This is a genomic window from Vibrio stylophorae (assembly GCF_921293875.1).
Lineage (GTDB): Bacteria > Pseudomonadota > Gammaproteobacteria > Enterobacterales > Vibrionaceae > Vibrio_A > Vibrio_A stylophorae.
In genome coordinates this window covers 1,753,772-1,768,817 of the sequence record NZ_CAKLDI010000001.1, presented here as the reverse complement: position 1 = coordinate 1,768,817, position 15,046 = coordinate 1,753,772, and the positions used below count along the sequence as shown (strand labels likewise).

The 15,046-nt window shown below is 48.8% G+C and carries 12 protein-coding genes; 6 read left to right on the top strand and 6 right to left on the bottom strand.

Annotation, left to right across the window (positions count from 1 at the left end):
- The first annotated feature begins 251 nt into the window (after positions 1 to 251).
- From lolC to lolE, 3 genes are read left to right on the top strand one after another with little or no spacing between them, the layout of a single operon-like run.
- Positions 252 to 1,484, top strand: a complete 1,233-nt coding sequence (gene lolC / locus L9P36_RS08150) for a lipoprotein-releasing ABC transporter permease subunit LolC (RefSeq protein ID WP_237466206.1) — start codon at positions 252 to 254, stop codon at positions 1,482 to 1,484.
- Positions 1,477 to 2,157: a lipoprotein-releasing ABC transporter ATP-binding protein LolD gene (gene lolD / locus L9P36_RS08145; RefSeq protein ID WP_237466205.1), complete on the top strand. Its 681-nt coding sequence runs from the start codon at positions 1,477 to 1,479 to the stop codon at positions 2,155 to 2,157. The genes lolC and lolD overlap by 8 nt, the downstream gene beginning before the upstream one ends.
- A 10-nt stretch (positions 2,158 to 2,167) precedes the next feature.
- Positions 2,168 to 3,412, top strand: a complete 1,245-nt coding sequence (gene lolE, locus L9P36_RS08140; protein WP_237466204.1) for a lipoprotein-releasing ABC transporter permease subunit LolE — start codon at positions 2,168 to 2,170, stop codon at positions 3,410 to 3,412.
- A gap of 111 nt (positions 3,413 to 3,523) precedes the next feature.
- On the opposite strand, the gene L9P36_RS08135 is transcribed toward lolE, so the two are convergent.
- Complete coding sequence (locus tag L9P36_RS08135) at positions 3,524 to 4,921, bottom strand: Na+/H+ antiporter NhaC family protein (RefSeq protein ID WP_237466203.1); 1,398 nt, start codon at positions 4,919 to 4,921, stop codon at positions 3,524 to 3,526.
- Between the two features lie 497 nt (positions 4,922 to 5,418).
- Between L9P36_RS08135 and L9P36_RS08130 the strand changes: the two genes are divergently transcribed.
- The 3 genes from L9P36_RS08130 to L9P36_RS08120 all read left to right on the top strand — a co-directional run bounded on the left by L9P36_RS08130 (position 5,419) and on the right by L9P36_RS08120 (position 9,470).
- Positions 5,419 to 5,808 (top strand): hypothetical protein, encoded by a 390-nt coding sequence (locus tag L9P36_RS08130; protein ID WP_237466202.1) that lies wholly within the window; start codon positions 5,419 to 5,421, stop codon positions 5,806 to 5,808.
- Positions 5,809 to 5,946: 138 nt separating this feature from the next.
- Positions 5,947 to 8,718, top strand: a complete 2,772-nt coding sequence (locus L9P36_RS08125; RefSeq protein ID WP_237466201.1) for a M16 family metallopeptidase — start codon at positions 5,947 to 5,949, stop codon at positions 8,716 to 8,718.
- Positions 8,719 to 8,846: 128 nt separating this feature from the next.
- Positions 8,847 to 9,470 (top strand): hypothetical protein, encoded by a 624-nt coding sequence (locus L9P36_RS08120; protein WP_237466200.1) that lies wholly within the window; start codon positions 8,847 to 8,849, stop codon positions 9,468 to 9,470.
- A gap of 55 nt (positions 9,471 to 9,525) precedes the next feature.
- Here L9P36_RS08120 and L9P36_RS08115 read toward each other — a convergent pair whose 3' ends face one another.
- Genes L9P36_RS08115 through sapA form a run of 5 tightly spaced genes read right to left on the bottom strand, consistent with a single transcriptional unit; the run spans position 9,526 to position 14,848 of the window.
- Positions 9,526 to 10,353 (bottom strand): peptide ABC transporter ATP-binding protein, encoded by an 828-nt coding sequence (locus L9P36_RS08115; RefSeq protein WP_237466199.1) that lies wholly within the window; start codon positions 10,351 to 10,353, stop codon positions 9,526 to 9,528.
- The gene (locus L9P36_RS08110) at positions 10,350 to 11,372 is read right to left on the bottom strand and encodes a peptide ABC transporter ATP-binding protein (RefSeq protein WP_237466198.1); all 1,023 of its coding nucleotides are present in this window, start codon (positions 11,370 to 11,372) and stop codon (positions 10,350 to 10,352) included. The genes L9P36_RS08115 and L9P36_RS08110 overlap by 4 nt, the downstream gene beginning before the upstream one ends.
- The gene (sapC, locus tag L9P36_RS08105; RefSeq protein WP_237466197.1) at positions 11,372 to 12,259 is read right to left on the bottom strand and encodes a putrescine export ABC transporter permease SapC; all 888 of its coding nucleotides are present in this window, start codon (positions 12,257 to 12,259) and stop codon (positions 11,372 to 11,374) included. The genes L9P36_RS08110 and sapC overlap by 1 nt, the downstream gene beginning before the upstream one ends.
- The gene (locus tag L9P36_RS08100) at positions 12,246 to 13,208 is read right to left on the bottom strand and encodes an ABC transporter permease (RefSeq protein WP_237466196.1); all 963 of its coding nucleotides are present in this window, start codon (positions 13,206 to 13,208) and stop codon (positions 12,246 to 12,248) included. The genes sapC and L9P36_RS08100 overlap by 14 nt, the downstream gene beginning before the upstream one ends.
- Positions 13,208 to 14,848 carry an ABC transporter substrate-binding protein SapA gene (gene sapA / locus L9P36_RS08095; protein ID WP_237466195.1) on the bottom strand — a complete coding sequence of 547 codons (1,641 nt, stop codon included), beginning with the start codon at positions 14,846 to 14,848 and terminating at the stop codon, positions 13,208 to 13,210. Before sapA ends, L9P36_RS08100 begins: the two co-directional genes overlap by 1 nt.
- Positions 14,849 to 15,046: the final 198 nt, after the last annotated feature.

The window sequence follows — 15,046 nt, the reverse complement described above, 5'->3', positions numbered from 1 at the left end:
TCAATTTAACTGCGTGGAATTATCGCCAACTTCGTGGCACTCAGCAAGAAAAGCGCCTGATTGCGCTAAGATTTTTTCAATGATTTTTAGCGAACTTTTGCGGCTTGGATAAGTCTCAAATCATGGCTTTTGCCCTATCTAACAGGTATTCTGTCGCCAATCGATTTGTCAATGAATCGCTTAGCTGCAGTATGGCGCGAAAGCGATTCAATTGGCAACCACAGCGCATTTACAGTGAGTTATTTCGCTTCATGTTTCATCCACTTCCTCTTGCGATAGGCTGGCGTTATCAACGCGGTCGCAGCGGTGATCCTTTTAGCCGCTTTATTTCTATGCTCTCCACCGCAGGGATCACCATTGGGGTGATGGCTCTGATCACCGTCGTTTCGGTGATGAATGGGTTTGAGCAGCAGCTGAAAAACCGCATATTAAATGTGATGCCACAAATGGTGGTATCACTACCCATGGATGCTAAATCCATGCCGCGATTGCCTTTACCTGAAGAGATCGCCCGTTTAAACCAGGTCACCGGTGCGACGCCGCTGATTGAGGCAGAATCTGTATTGCAAAGCCAAGATGGTCTCGCGGCTGCGATGCTGCTGGGCATTGACCCCAATCAGCCTGAGCCTTTGGCGCTATACATGCTTTACGGCAGCTTGGATAAATTACAGCCGCGCAAATATCAGGTGATTTTGGGACGAGCACTCGCGCGCGATCTCAATGTCAATGTCGGTGATAAAGTGCGCATCATGGTCACTGAAGCCAGTCAATATACGCCTGTGGGACGCATTCCAAGTCAGCGCAATTTTACCGTTGCAGGACTTTTTGATACTGGCACGGATGTGGATAGCGCCCAGGTGCTGGTGAATATCGATGATGCCGCTCGTTTGCTGCGTTATCGCGATGCGCCCGAGAGCAAAATCAAAGGCCAAATGAGCGGCTGGCGTTTGCAACTCGATGACCCCTTTGCGGTGGATCAATTGGCCTATCAGCTCAGTCAAATGGGTTATCAGGTCAAAGATTGGCGCGCCCAACGCGGCGAGCTCTTTCAAGCCGTGAAGATGGAAAAGAAAATGATGGGGCTGATGATCGGCCTGATTGTTGCGGTGGCAGCATTTAATATTATTACCGCATTGATGATGGTGGTGATGGAAAAAGAGGGCGAAGTTGCCATTTTAAAAACCCAAGGGATGACCACCCGTGAAATTATGACCATCTTTATGGTGCAAGGTGCCAGCTCAGGGGTGATTGGCGCAGTGGTGGGGGGCTTGCTCGGCACCATCTTGGCGCATTTTATTAACCCAATTTTATCGACTTTGGGGGCCAACTTGTTGATGGTGGGTGGTCACTTACCTGTATTGATTGAGCCAAGCCAGGTCGCCTTGGTGATTTTACTTGCCGCAGGTTTAAGCTTGCTGGCTACCATTTATCCTTCCTATCGCGCTGCGTCTATCTCTCCTGCTGAGGCTCTTCGTTATGAATAATGTGTTGTTAGATTGTCGTCAATTATCGAAAACCTATCAGGAAGTCGCAGGGGGCACTGAGGTATTAAAGGCAGTGAGTTTTGCGCTTGCGCCGCGCGAGCTATGCGCCATTGTTGGCGCTTCTGGCTCAGGGAAAAGCACCCTATTGCATCTTTTGGGCGCGCTGGATCAGCCCTCAAGTGGTGAGATCTATTTTCAAGGTAAAAACGTGCATCAAATGAGCGCCAGCCAGCAGGCACGTTGGCGCAATCAGCACCTTGGCTTTATCTATCAATTCCACCATTTATTGGCAGATTTTACGGCGCTTGAAAATGTCGCCATGCCCTTGCTGATTGGCAAAATGCCGGTCAAGGAAGCGATGATGCAAGCCAATGCGATTTTAGACAAGGTGGGGCTTTCACATCGCGCCAGCCATCGCCCAGCAGAGCTTTCTGGTGGTGAGCGTCAGCGTGTGGCCATTGCCCGTGCCTTGGTGAGCAAACCGGATTTGGTATTGGCCGATGAGCCGACAGGGAATTTGGACCACCAAACCGCGCTGTCGATTTACAATCTGATGCGCGAGCTCAATCAAGACAGCGGCACCGCCTTTTTGGTGGTGACCCATGATCGCGAGCTTGCTGGCAAATTAGATCGTCAGCTCGACATGCAAGATGGCCAGTTGGTGCGAGTATAAGGAATTGGCGATGTATCAACCATTAGCGCTTTGTTTAGCCAGCCGATTTAGTCGCGCGCGTAAACGACATCACTTTGTTTCTTTTATCTCCATGGCGGCGATGATTGGTATCGCTCTTGGCGTTGCTGTGGTGATTATTGGCCTTTCTGCGATGAATGGCTTTGAGCGAGAGCTCAAAGATCGCGTGTTGGCGGTGATCCCTCATGGTGAGCTGCAAGCGGTGAAACCGCCGCTCTATGATTGGCAGCCTTTGGCAAAGGGGATTCGTAAACACCCAGAAGTGGTTGGTGTTGCGCCCTATATTGATGCGACAGCTTTGGTGGAGCGCGGCTCTAATCTTAAAGCGGTGAAAGTACGCGGCGTCGATCCGGCGCTTGAATCTCAGGTCAGTGTGCTATCGCAATATATTGATGCGAAAGCCTGGCAAAGTTTCCAAGCGGGTCATCAGCAGGTGATTATTGGCCAAGGGGTGGCCAAGAAATTAGGTGTCGGTGTGGGCGATTGGCTCACGGTGATGCTGCCTAATCATCATGATAGCCAAAAACTGAGCGCTGCCAAACGCGTACGGGTTCAGGTGCATGGTTTGCTTAGCTTACATGGTCAGCTTGATCACCATCTGATTTTGATGCCCTTGGCAGATTTGCAAGCCGATCTTGGTTATGGACTAGGGGTCAGTGGCTTGTCACTGAAAACGCGCGATCTGTTTGACGCGCCAAGAATTATCAAAGAAGCTGGACAAAGTGTACCGATTTACGCCTATATCCATAGCTGGAAGCGAACCTATGGTAATTTCTATCGTGATATAGCCTTGGTGCGCACCATGGTCTACGTGGTGATGGTACTGATGATTGGTGTGGCCTGTTTTAACATCGTTTCGACCTTGATGATGGCGGTGAAAGATAGAGCCAGTGATATTGCAATTTTGCGTACCATGGGCGCACAAGACAGCTTAATTCGCCGTATTTTTATGAGCCATGGCTTGATGACAGGCATGGTGGGTTCGTTATTTGGAGTGTTGATTGGTGTGCCGCTATCGCTCTTTTTGACGCCAATAACGCGCACCTTTGAGCAGCTTTTAGGGCGTCAATTTTTAAATGGCGATATCTACTTTATCGACTTTATTCCAACTCAGCTGATTTGGAGCGATGTGGCGATTGTTACCGTCACCGCCATGGTTTTAAGCTTGCTGGCTAGTTGGTATCCGGCGCGCCGTGCTAGTCGTATTAATCCTGCGCAAGTGCTGAGTGGTAAATAACCATTTAGCTTTGAAAAGAGTTGTGAGACAAAAAAACAGCGCCATTGGCGCTGTTTTTTATTTGTATGCGATTTGGTTTTGTTCGTTTTGGCTTCAGCTTGGTTTGGGCGATTAAAAATAAAAGCCAAGAACCAAAAAGCTAATCAGTGCCATAAAGGCTGCAATTAATGCATAGGGCAGCTGGGTGAGTGCGTGCCCCATTAAATCACAACCAGAGCCTTGCGCCGCAAGTACGGTTGAGTCGCTATAAAAGCATGCCTGACTGCCAAAGGAGGATGCCGAAAGTAGCGCGCCAATCACCAATGGAATATTGGCATCAATGGAGTGCGCCAGTGGCATCACAATGGGAATGGTCACGGCAAATACACCCCAGCTTGAGCCCGTGGCAAAAGCGAGGATGGCCATCGCCACAAAGATAATGGCAGGCAGCAAAGCGGGTGACATAAATGGCATCAAGCTTTGAATCACATATTGCGGCATACCCAGCATGTCTGACATCGCCTTAAACATAAAGGCGGCAATCACGATGCCAATGGCAGGCAACATGGTTTGGAAGCCGTCAAACATCTGCTTCATCATATCATCGAGGCGAATCAGCTTTTGCGCTGAAAAGAAGATGATGGTGAAGGTTAAGGTCACCAACAAGCCTTTCCAAATATCGACGCCAAAATAGATGGTACTGCCCACCAAGAGCAAAATTGGCACCATAAAGTTGTAGAGCTTGCCATGCTCGATTTGCTGATTGGCAAACTCGGCATTGATCGCTTCTACCGCATAGGGGTCAGCGGTGAGCTCAGCATGATTAACATGCATGGCACCGGCGCTGCGCGGGTGAGCGCGAAACTCCGCTTTTTTCATTGGTCCAATGTTAGGCATGATGCCAAGGCAAACCAGCAAAACCATCAGTACAGCAAACCATGCGTAAAGCATATAGGGAATGGACTGAATATAGAGCGTGATCCCTTCGCCGACGCTAGCGCTGCCGGTATTTTCAATCAAGCCGGAGAAAAATACCGCCCAAGTTGAAAGAGGAATGAGCACGCAGATTGGCGCTGCTGTTGAGTCCACCACATAGGCGAGCATTTCACGCGAGACGCGATATTTATCGGTCACACGCTTCATGGTTTCACCAACCGTGAGGGCGTTGAGGTAATCGTCGATAAAGATCACCACGCCAAGGACAAAGGTCATGAGCAATGAGCTTTTACGGCTTTTGGTGATTTTCAGGGCGCTTTGGCCAAAAGCCATGGCACCGCCAGCATGCACCAGCAGCGCGATGAGCGCGCCAAAACTACCACAAACGAGGATCAGCCAAGCAATGGTCGGATCTTGCATCACATCCACTGAAATGGTGCTGAATTGATCCAATAAATAGCTTGGAGAGGGGTTAATGAGCATTAAGCCCACAAGTGTACCAATGATGAGCGCCAGCATAGGGCGGCGCAGCCAAATCGCGAGGGAGAGCACCACCACAGGTGGAATTAAGCTCAAAGCAGAAGGTTCGGTCATAATTACGTCCCTGTCTGTTAGGTGACAGTGTCACCAAAAAGACAATAGCCCAATCGCCAAGGCCAACCAGGCTATCAACCTGCTTGCTCGGACGTGTCGCCAGACGTTGCGGAAAGCCGCTTTCGCTTTTGCCGGACCCGGTCAAAACATCGCCGCGATAGTAAGGAGCAACTGCCTAAGAATCAATCAAGTGTTTTTTATGGACACAATCGATTATTTCTACCCTAAGTCTTTGATTGTCATGACGAGAATGATGTGCGGAATGATTTTGTTCTAATTGTATGATTTATAATTAAAAGTTCACTGGGCGGTGCGGCGAAAAAATGAGTGTCATCTTGGCGATTTCAGTCATTTTGGGTGTGATTTTTTATCATCGATGGCTAAGGCCGTAATGAAAAAATTATTAAGATTATGATTTAAATGATGTTATTTCTTGATAGTGCCTGCATAGATGCCTAACCTATCAAGGCATTTCAAACGAATAACATGGAGCGAACATGAAATTTTTTGCACGTATTGCTGTGGTGCTGGGGCTTGCATGGGCATTGACTGGCTGTGGCGCGGATACTTTTGCGGGTAAGTGGACGAGTGATAAATTGGGTGAAGATTTTGCACACGTCGTGATTCAACTCAATATTGAGCCGAAAGGGGATAGCTATACCATTGATTTTAAATTCATTGATGGTGATCCACGCTTTATGAAGCAGTTTGCAAAAGAGAACTTTGAAGTGAAAGAGATCAAGGTGAATGAGCAAAATATTCAATTTAATGTCTATCGCAAAGATATTCGCCATGGCTTGAGCTTCAACCTCAATGCCGAGGGTGACACGCTTAATGGCCGTATGTCAGAAAAAAGAGATGGCGTGGCTATTCAATTTAACCGCTAACACTCGTGAATGTTTTAAGAAAAACGCCAACATTGTTTGGCGTTTTTTTATATGCGTCTGATTTCTGAGTTATTTTTACGATTCATTCTTTTTATCGTGGTAGGGTCATTTATAAATTCTATTCGATAGGGGAATCTCATGAAATGGATGCGTGCTTGGAGCGTCCTGCTGATTTTATTGATCGCAGGTTGTGCCAGTCAGGTGAGCGAGCAGCAATTTGCAAAGGATCCAGATTGGCATTCTGGTCAACTCGCCAACGGTTTTCGTTATCACCTGCGCACGGTCCCTGGCGAAGTGGTATCACTTCGCTTAGGGGTGCATGTCGGCAGCTTACAAGAGCAGGACGATCAATTAGGTTACGCCCATTTTCTTGAGCATATGGCTTTTTTGGGCAGCTCGCATTTTCAGCCCAATGATGTGATTTCTCTATTTGAAAAAGGGGGCGCAACCTTCGGCCCTGATATTAATGCCTATACCAACTATCAATGGACCTATTACCAGCTGGATTTAGCGAATCGCTCGCAGTTACAACCTGCGTTGCAGTGGTTTGCTGATATTGGCCAAGGACTTCATCTCAATGAACAAGCGTTAGAGAATGAGAAAAAAGTGGTGGCTGGTGAGTTTCGATTACGCCGCCCAGAACATCCCACCGTTGATGCGCAAATGTATCAATATCTTGTTGCGGACTCTGTTTTTGCCACGCGCGATCCAATTGGCAGCAAAGAGAGTATTGAAGCGCTCAGTCGAGCCAAGTTAAAACCATTTTATCAGCGTTGGTATCAACCACAGATGCTTGAGCTCATTGTGACGGGGGATATCGATCCGACGCAATTGGAGCCGCAAATTGAAGCCTTCTTTGGTTCAATGCAGGCGAGCACGCCCGACGAAGAAGGTCTCAAGCCGCCCGTCAAGCAAACGCTGACGCATTTCCCCAATCAACCCTTGGTGATGACGGTGCCTGAACAAAACAGTGCCGTATTTGGTTTGATCTACGATTTAGGCTCGTCATCTCTGATGACGCATGCCGAGCAGCAGCGACTTTGGCTCAATCAAATTGCGGCGAAAATAATTACAAATCGCATTATCCAATCGTTTGATCTGCAAGGTGTGATTTATCAATTCGTAGATAGTCCTGCCTATCAAGTTGAGCAGCGTATCGCTTTGGTACCACAAGCGCGATTTGATGCCAGTGAGCGGACATCGGTGACCAAGGTGATGTTGCAAAGCCTTGCTCAGCTTCGTGACCAAGGGATCACGGCGCAAGAGCTCGACACTGCGTTGATGGATTATCAAGTTTCCTTGAATAGTATCGATCAATGGTGGTCTGAAACTGAAGCGCCTGAATGGGCGAATCACAAACTCTATGCGCTAAATAATGGCGAGATGTCGCAAAGCAAAGGTGATCATGCCGCTAATCTGACCGACTTTATTAAGCGCACCGATAAAAATCGCGTGGATGCGCATATTCAGGCTTTGTTATCGCAGCAGGCACAGTATTTATTAGGCGGGCAGCAAGGGGAGTCTTTGTCGCAGTTAAAGGCAAAAATCGCTGATTACGAAGTGTTGCGTTTAGCGCCGGCCATATTTGCGCTGGCGGATGGCGCGGATTATGAGATTCCTGTGCTCCCTGATGTGGGAGACATTGTATCCACACAAGTGGATGCCACCTATCCAAACTTAACGCGTTGGCAGTTGAGTAATGGTATGGAAGTGACCTATTTACGTGACAAGCAATTTCACAGCGACATCTATATGGTGATTGGTGGTGTTGGCGGTAAATCAAAACTCGACCCTGCTCTATTTGCCGCGGCGAATATGACCATCCCAGTGCTCTATCGCAGTGGCTTGGGTAAGATGAGTGCCACTCAAGTGGAGCAATTGTTCCAGCGTAAAAACAGTCGTCTCCTCCCCTTTATCCAAGAAAGCCGCCATGGTTTTGAGTTGCACAGTAATCATGCCTATTTCGAAGATGTCCTTGCGGTTTTGCAGGCCTATTGGCTGAATGCGCAACCTTCAGAAAAAGCGATGAAGCAAGTGCAAGCGGCAATGGTTCAAGAAGCCAAACAGAATCAAAGCGCTGGTTTAGGTCGTTTTTACTTGGCGATGAACCAAAAATTATTTACGGCGAAGAGTCCAAATCGGATGTCCACTTGGCAAGATTTAGCAGCGGTGACACAAACGGATATTTCGGCGGTTAAAGCGAAACTCTTTGAACAAAGTGGCCATACCAAAGTGGTGATTGTTGCTGATCTGCCGGCCATTGAGGTCGCAAACTTGATGCGCAAATATATTGCAGTATTACCGCAATCGACAGCCGCGCCAGTCACGCAAATTGACGATGGTTTTCAAGCGCTAGATGGCTCAAATTTGGTGGTTGAAGGCAATCCTGAGTCGGGCGAGATCTACCAGTTGCTATTAGCGGGCAAAGGTGAGGCGCAAAATACCGCGCAAGATATTTTCATGGCTGATTTACTCTATCGCATTGTCAATAAGCGACTTTACAACGTTGTGCGTGAGCAACATGGTTTAGACTATTCGCCGGAAGCTTACCTCATTACATTGGATGGAGGTTTACATCGAACTTGGATGCTCTCTGCCAATATTAAAAAAGGCGAGCAAGCATTGACGGATCAGGCGATGCGAGAAGTATTTCATTCATTGAGCCAAGGGGTGAGTGCGCAAGAGTTGGCGACCGCCAAGGAGCAATTTACCCATGACTTTGCAACCATGGATGAAAATGGGCCGATGCTCACTTGGTTTATTTGGCGCTATTGGATTTACGATTTTGGCACTGAAGCGATTATGGATGTACCTAAAGCATTGGCGCAAATTGATTTGGATGATTTTAATCAATACGTCAAATCTCAGTTTGCATTGCCGCAGCAGTTATCAACCAATCAGTTTCAATAGCGCTGTGTATCCATTTCCATAGGGCTCACAATATATATAACTAACGCATTGAAAATAAACAATATTCATGTATTTTGTTGTTTCTTCAATGCGTTAGGAGTATGGCTGTGAATACAATGGATTGCTGGATGTCTGGATTCAAACCGATGGCGGCGAAATTTCTGCTCGCTGGGCTTGCGGTGTTGCCCATGAGCTCGCAAGCACAAGCCCCAATATCAACCAAGACACAGAGTACAATGGAAGCGAAAGCGCAAGTGATGCGCTTTAATCAAGCGCCGCCCAGCGGATTGCTCTCGCTGCAATGGCCAAGCCAAAATCTAAATCAAGAGCTAAACCAAGAGCACAGCAATCGCTTCAAAGTTGATGATGGACACGGCTGGCAAGCGCATTGTGTTCGTTTGCCAGATCAAAGCTTGCTGCTGGAAACCAAAGGCAGTTTGGGTGTGGGTTGGGAGTGGCGCGGCAAAGGCGCAATGCGCATTGATTGCCAAGCGGCGGCGCAAGATGCCATACATGGCTTGCAATGGACCAAGGGAATCAGTGCCAGCAAGGTTGCAGCGCAACTGGCATTGGCACAGCCGCTCAGCGCCGAACGTGTTGAAATGATTTGGGAATGGCAACAAAAGGGTGGGGGCAGTGTGAATCCTGACATTGACGATGCCATCGTCTCAGATCATCAAGTCATTGCTGATTTGCAATTTGAACAGCAAAAGCTCATCTCTTTTTCGATTTACCATACCGCCACATTTTAAAAGCGCCCAAGGGCGCTTTTTTCATAGGTAATTTATCAAATGATCATGCTAATCATCAGTCAATTGAGATGGTTGGCGTGGTCATGGCGCGGCGATGAATACGATCGCGGGTCGGGCCATTAAAATGATTTTCCAACAGCTTTTGAGTGAGCGGGTGCTGCGGATTTGCAAATACATCCGCGGTGTTTCCAGCTTCGACCACTTCACCATCTTTCATCACAATGACTTTATCCGAGAAATGCTTAATGATCCCAAGGTGCTGAGAGACATAGATATAGGACAGGCCCATCTCCTGTTGCAGCTCAAGTAACAGGTTGATCATTTGAGAGCGCATGGACATATCCAGCTCGCTAAGCGCTTCATCGGCGACAATCACGCAGGGCTGCAAAATCAATGCGCGCGCCAAGCAGACACGCTGCTTTTGGCCCGATGCCAGCATTTGCGGATAAAAGTAAGCGTGCTCTTCAAGCAAACCCACACGCAATAAGGTTTCACGCACCCGTTGTTCACGCTGCTGTGGGGTCATATTGGTGTTTCGCTTGAGTGGCCCTTGCAAAATTTTACCGATTTGAATCTTTGGATTCAGCGCGCTGTTAGCGTCTTGAAAAATCATGCGAATCAGTTTGCAGCGGGTTTGAAAATCCGTGGGCGCTAAGGGCTCACCATTAACGCGTATCTCACCGCCAGTAGGTTGCACAACACCAGCCAGCATGCGGGCAAGGGTTGATTTCCCTGAGCCGTTTTCACCAATAAAGGCGATGGTTTCCCCTGGCTCTAAGCTGAAGGAGACAGGTTTGACCGCATTGACGGTGCGACGACGAAATAGACCATCACGAAAATGGTAATCTTTATAGAGGTTATCCACCTCAAGCAGGGCACTCATGCTTTGCTCTCCGCTTTATTTTCTGGCTTGCTTTCCACCACGTTGAGTGGGAAATGACAGCTGAATTTATGGCCTTTGATGGTGCGGTTAATGGGCACTTCCACACATTTTTTCTGCGCGTAGGGACAGCGCGGACCCAAACGGCAACCGATAGGTAGATGCTGCAATAGGGGAATGGAGCCGGGGAGTGTTGGTAATCGGCTTTTGTGGCGCACATTTTCGCTAAAATCGGGCATTGATTGCATTAAAGCCAGCGTATAAGGGTGATACGGGGTTTCAAGCAGCTCTTGGCGCGTGCCGGATTCTACCGATTGGCCGCAATACATTACAGTGATTCGGTCAGCCCATTGGGTAATGGTGGTCAAATCATGACTGATCAGCAAAATTGCAGTGTTGTTGAGCTGGTTGAGGCGACTGAGCAAACGGAAAATTTGCGCCTGAGTGACGGGATCTAGATCGCTGGTAGGCTCATCGGCAATGAGCAGGCGAGGCTGGTTGGCGATCGCCATAGCAACCATCACTTTTTGGCATTCCCCAGCGGTGAGCTCATAGGGGTAGCTGCGCATAATTTGCTTGTGATCTTTAATCCCAACCTTGTGCAGCAGCGCAATGGCGTGCTTTTTACGCCACTGCCAACGTTGCCACCATTTTTTGGTAAAGGCGCGACTTGGAATTGCTTCCATAAGCTGCAAACCAACTTGCTCTGATGGGTCCAAACAGCTGCTAGGCTCTTGAAAGATCATCGCAATTTCACGGCCCACCACACGGCGGCGCTCACGTGGTGAGAGCGCGAGCAGATCAATATTGCCGAGACGGAAACGGTCTGCGGTGATGATCCAGTTATCCTTCATCACCCCAACGATGGCTTTGGCCACCAAGCTTTTCCCTGAGCCTGATTCACCCACTAAACCGCGAATTTCCCCTTCGGAGAGGGTCATACTCATGCGATCAACGGCTTTGACGCGCCCTTGCGGGGTATCAATTTCAATGGTCAGGTGTTTAATATCAAGTAGTGGCATTACTCTGTTCCTGCATTGATCGCTTGACGCAAGCCATCACCCACAAGGTTGATGACCAGCACGCTAAACATAATGGCAAAGCCGGGAATGGAGACGGTCCAAGGCGCGGCATAAATCAGATCAATGGCATCGCCCATCATGGCGCCCCATTCAGGTGAGGGGGCCTGCGCGCCAAGACCTAAAAAGCCAAGCGCTGCAATATCCAAAATGGCAATCGAGATTGCGCGCGTAAGCTCCTGCACGATGACGGGCAGTACGTTGGGCAAAATTGAGTGATAGAGCAGATAGCTGTTATTCGCGCCATCGAGACGCGCAGCCAGTACATAATCCTTTTCTGCTTCGGTGTGCACTGCAATATACAGCGCGCGAATAAAGCGAGGAATTAAGGTGAGCCATATCGCCAGTAAAATATTGACTTCACCAACCCCAAAAAAGGCCACGACAATTACCGCAAGCAGCAGTGATGGAATAGACAGTAGGGTATCGAGAATGTGGTTGAGCACACTAGAGATGAGCCCTTTGGTGATCCCCGCGACAACGCCAATCAAACAGCCAACAATGGCGGCGGCAAAAGCGATCACGATGGCGTAACCAAAGGTTAAACGTGAGCCTAAAATCAGCCGTGATAGCAGATCGCGTCCCAAGTCATCCGTGCCTAAGAAAAACTCAATATGACCTGAGCCATCCCATGATGGCGGCATCAGCAAAATATCATGTTGCTGCTGTACCGAATATGGGGTGAGCCAAGGCGCAAGTAGCGTCACCAAAAGCAAGAAGGCGAGGCACCATAGACCAAACATCGCCAGCGAGTTTTTGCGATAGGCTGTCCAGCTGCGCTGCCATTGCTTGGGTACATGGTACTCAAGGTAGATGTTATCGGATTGCATACCACTCCTTACGTACCAATGGGTTCACGATAGCAGCAAAAAGATCAGCCAAAATGTTCGCTAGTAACACAAAGCTTGCGACGACGATGACGCCGCCTTGAATGGCGATGTAATCTTGGTGAGCAATGGCGTCCAGTAGCCAGCGGCCAATACCCGGCCAGTTAAAAATGGACTCCACCACCATGGAGAAGGCCAGCATAGTCGAAAGTTGCATACCAAATTTTGGAATAATCGGCGGCAGCGCGTTACGAATAACATGGCGAGTGACAATCTCATAAAGTGAGAGGCCCTTTACCGCGGCGGTGCGGACATAGTTTTGCTGCATCACAGTTGCGACGGAAGCGCGCATTTGCGTAATGATCTCTGTGGTCGGTGCCACGGCTAAAACCAAAGAAGGCAGAATCAAATGTGACAGTGCGCTTTCAAAGGCGGCAAGACGATAGGGCTGGGGTGATAGCCAAATATCAATCAGTGCAAAGCCGGTGATATGGTCAATTTCATAGAGCAAGCTATAACGTCCAGAGACAGGTAGCCAGCCGAGATGCAAGGAAAAGAGCATCAGCAATAGCATGGCGAGCCAAAAGACCGGCATAGAAAAGCCGAGCAAAGCGATAGTGGTAATGCCGCGATCCAGCAGCCCACCTTGGCGAATGCCCGCTAAAGTGCCAAGCGGAATACCGATAACCAAGGCGCATAAAAAGGCAAAAATGCACAGCTCAAGAGTGGCTGGAAAGACAATCAAGATTTGATCGGCAATGGAGACGCCGTTGGCATTGATGCCTAAGTCGCCTTCAGCCAGCATGCTGAGATAGACCAGCCAGCCGTGCCAGAATTCTTGAGATGAGAGCGCACTGCTGGGGTCTAATCGTAGAATGCTGTAACTCACGACTGTCAGCAGCAACAGTGTGATAATAAACAGGTTTAAACGACGAAGGGTGTAGATCAGCATTAGTTATGACTCTCTGCGGTTTGTCTGAACACCGATGTAAAAGGCAAATTCTCAAAAGGACTGAGGACTAAACCATGAATAGAGTTGTTGTGTGCACGAATTTGTACACTATGTGCCAAGGGAATAATCGGTAACTGCTGCTTGAGAAGCTTTTGAGCCTGCAGGTAACGGTCGATTCGAAGCGGAATTGAGCGGGTTTCCAGCGCGTCATCGATCAGCGCATCGTAATCCGCATTACACCAGTTGGCGTAGTTGAGTCCGACTTTTTGCGCTTGGCAGGATAAAAACGGACGCAGCATGCTATCGGGGTCGGCGTTATCAGCGACCCAGCCCATCAAGGTCATATCGTGCGGCGCATGTTGCTGAGAACGACTGAGATCTTCAAGTGGCAGGGCATGCAAACTGACGTGAATGCCCACTTCAGCTAAATCGGCTTGAATCAGCTCAGCTGTTTTACGGGGACTTGGGTTGTAAGGGCGCGGCTGCGAAGAGTACCAAAGCTCTAAATTGAGATCCTTGACGCCAGCTTCTTGCAGTAATTTTTTCGCTTTTTCTGGCTGATAACTCACGCCGTGGCTCGGGCGATAGGCCCATGAATTATTGGCGAGCACACCTGTTGCTGCGCTGCCCGTGCCGTAATAGACAGAGTTCAGTAGATGATTGCGGTTGATAGCATAGGCAATCGCTTGGCGCACTTTGCTTGACTGCAGTGCCGGATGCTGGGTATTGAGCGCAAGGTAGGACAGATTCATGCCCTCTTGGCGCTGCACATTGATTTCAGGGTGCGCAGCCAAGGTGGCAAGCTGACTGGCAACTGGAGAGGCTAAGACATCGCACTCGCCGCTGAGCAATTTGGCAATGGCGCCGGTACCGCGATCTGAGATATCCAAAATCACTTGCTGCATTTTTGCTGGACCTTGCCAGTACCCTAGATGTTGCTGCAAGCGAATATAATCGCCTTGCGCATAGTGGGAAAGCTGATAGGGTCCAGTGCCAACAGGCAGGGTGTCAATATCGCCAGGGCGGCCTTGTTGCATCAGCTTTTGTGCATATTCCTGCGACAAGATGACGGAAAAACTGGTGGCCAAATTCGATAAGAAAGCATTGTTGGGTTTGCTGAGGGTAAATTCCACCGTCATATCATCAACGGCTTCAACATGATCGATCAGCTCAGATAGATTCAAGCTTTCAAACCATGGATATTGGCCCCCGCCAATATTGTGGTATGGATGATTGGGGTCGATGATGCGATTGAAACTAAAGACCACGTCGCTGGCATTCAGGCGTCGAGTCGGCGTAAACCAAGGGGTTTGATGAAATTTCACATCAGGGCGCAAGGTGAATCGGTAACGTAAACCGTCAGCGCTAATGTCCCAATGTTTCGCCAGCGCAGGCTGAGGTTGATGCGTTCCTTGGTCAAGGACGACCAAGCGGTCGTATAGCTGGGCAGAAAGTGTATCGACGGCAATGCCATTTTTGGCAAGCTGTGGATTAAAACTATCTGGGGTGCCTTGACCACAATAGATAAAACTGTGTTGCTGCGCAGCACGATTACGTTCGGGATCTTGGCAGCCGCTGAGCAGTGACACCAAGGTCAGGATGCCCAGAGAGATGAGTTTGCCAATGTTTTTGTCAGCCATAGGTAAGCGGCACGTCAAATTTTAAAACCCCTAATTTATCACTTTGTTTACACAGCACCAAGCCATGCTCAAAAAGTGAGCGGAATACATCCGCTTACATTGCATTCATGGTTAATCTGCCGCATTCTGATTTGAAGATAGACGTTTTCAACATCAAAGCGAATGGATACGGCCGACCTTGTCCGTGTTTTGTTTCGC